This window comes from Mesorhizobium sp. M2C.T.Ca.TU.002.02.1.1, assembly GCF_003997225.1.
This window is the reverse complement of record NZ_RZTO01000986.1, coordinates 1-2,020: the sequence shown is the minus strand read 5'-3', so window position 1 is coordinate 2,020 and position 2,020 is coordinate 1. Positions and strand designations below refer to the sequence as shown.

Sequence of the window (2,020 nt, the reverse complement as noted above, 5' to 3'; positions counted from 1 at the left end):
GCTCAATTCCGTCGACAAGGACCAGATCAAGAGTATCGTGGCCAATGTCGACACGGTGACGGCGAACCTGAAGGAGACCTCGAAGCAGTTCGACACCGTCATCGGCAACGTCAACACGGCGGTCGGCTCGATCAACGATTTCGCCAAGCAGACGCAAGGGACACTGGCCAAGGTCAACGGCGTGCTCGACGGCATCGATCCGGCCGACGTCAAGGCCGCTTTGGCCAACATCCAGAAGGCCAGCGTCAGCGCCGACAAGGCGGCCTCCGACATCGCCAAGGTCACCGACAAGATCGCCAACCGCTCCGACGACATCAATGACACGATCAAGAATGCCCGCCAGCTTGCGCAGCGTCTCAACGACGCCTCGGTGCGCGTCGACGGCATCCTGGCCAAGGTCGACAATCTCCTCGGCTCCGGTGAGGCCAACGGCGTGATGGCCGATGCCAGGGCGACGTTGAAATCCTTCAAGCAGGTGGCCGACACGCTGAATTCCCGCCTCGGCACCATCGTCGACAACCTGTCGCGCTTCTCCGGCCAGGGTCTGCAGAACGTTGAGGCGCTGGTGCAGGACAGCCGCCGTTCGATCAACCGCATCGAGGAGGCGGTGACCGACCTCAGCCGCAATCCGCAGCGCATCCTGTCCGGCGGCGACGGCGAGGTCCGACAGTTCGATGGAAGGGCACGGCGTTGACTTCGGCCGCCGCGACCTCCAAGAAAATGAACCGCAAATGCGGGTTGATCGTAGGATCCGGGGACAACGGGGATCGCGCGTGAAGTCGGTCAGGGTGGTAGCGGGGAGTTTCAGATCATCCGCGGCGGCGTTGCTGGTGCTTTCGCTTGCCGGCTGCGCGGCCTTGGGCGGCAAGCCGGCGCCGCTCGACACGTTCGAATTGTCCGCGCCGTCGGTCGACGTGCGTGCCCACAGCCGTCGCCAGATCCTGATAGCCCAGCCATCGGCGCTCAAGGCGCTCGATAGCCAGAACATCGTCATCAGGCCCTCCGACAGCTCGATCCAGTTCCTGAAGGGCGCGCAATGGGCCGACCGGCTGCCGCTGATCGTGCAGGCGAGGCTGGCCGAAACCTTCCAGCGCTCCGGCAGCTTTGCCGGCGTCGGCAAGCCGGGCGAGGGGCTGGCGATCGACTACCAGATCATCGTCGAGGTACGCTCCTTCGAGGTGCGCGTCGATGGCGGCGAGCATGCCGATGTCGATCTGTTCGTGCGCATCCTCAACGACCGCAACGGCGAGGTGCGCGCCTCGAAGAACTTCACCGCGAGCGCGCCGGTCTCCGGCAGCGGCAATGCGGCTTATGTCGGCGCGCTGGACAACGCCTTCGGCCAGGCGGCGAGGGACATCGTCCGCTGGACGGACCAGACGATCTGAGCGCCGGCCAAGCCGGCAATCAAATTATGGGCGTGAAAAAGGCGGGTCGAGACCCGCCTTTTTCAGTTCCGGTTCTGCCCGGCGCCTTAGTGCAGCCGGCCGCTGGCGTGGGCCAGCATGGTGTAGACCTTGCCGGTGTCGGACGTCAGATAGGTCTGCGCCATGATGTTGTCGCGGTCGTTGCGCGAGACATCCTTGAGCAGCTTCTCGAAATCCTCGCAGTAGCGGTCGACCGCGGCGCGGAATTCCGCCTCGGCCTGATACTTGCGGCGGATCTCGTCGAAGGTCTGCTGGCCCTTCAGCGTGTAGAGGCGGCGCGTGAACACGTCGCGCTCGCCGCGCCGGTAGCGGTTCCAGAGCTCGATCGAGGCGTCATGGTCGATGGCCCGCGCGATGTCGACGGAGAGTGAGTTGAGCGACTCCATGACATGCAGCGGCGAGCGCTGGGCGGGCGTCGCGCGCGGCGCTTCCGCCGGCGCTGCCGGCCGCAGCTCTTCCTCGCGCGAGGCGTTGGTCAGCAGGTCGCGCACCCAGCCGCCCTGCGGCGTCTTGCCGTTCTCGCGGCGCGGCGCCTCGGCGGGACGCTCCAGGTCGAGCGTGCCGCGCAACGTGGTCTCGGCGAGCGGCGCCTGCGG

At 66.1% G+C, this 2,020-nt stretch carries 2 protein-coding genes and 1 pseudogene; 2 read left to right on the top strand and 1 reads right to left on the bottom strand.

Translation table 11 applies throughout. The features are described from left to right. Both EOD07_RS32365 and EOD07_RS32360 read left to right on the top strand, forming a co-directional pair. Positions 1 to 694 (top strand): annotated as a pseudogene (locus EOD07_RS32365) (MCE family protein); the annotation flags it as partial. Next, a complete protein-coding gene (locus tag EOD07_RS32360; RefSeq protein WP_127238144.1) occupies positions 675 to 1,385 on the top strand; it encodes an ABC-type transport auxiliary lipoprotein family protein in 711 nt (236 codons plus the stop codon). The pseudogene EOD07_RS32365 and the gene EOD07_RS32360, both read left to right, overlap by 20 nt. 86 nt (positions 1,386 to 1,471) lie before the next feature. Here EOD07_RS32360 and EOD07_RS32355 read toward each other — a convergent pair. After that, on the bottom strand, positions 1,472 to 2,020 hold a 549-nt coding region (locus EOD07_RS32355), incomplete at its 5' end, for a hypothetical protein (RefSeq protein ID WP_164772753.1).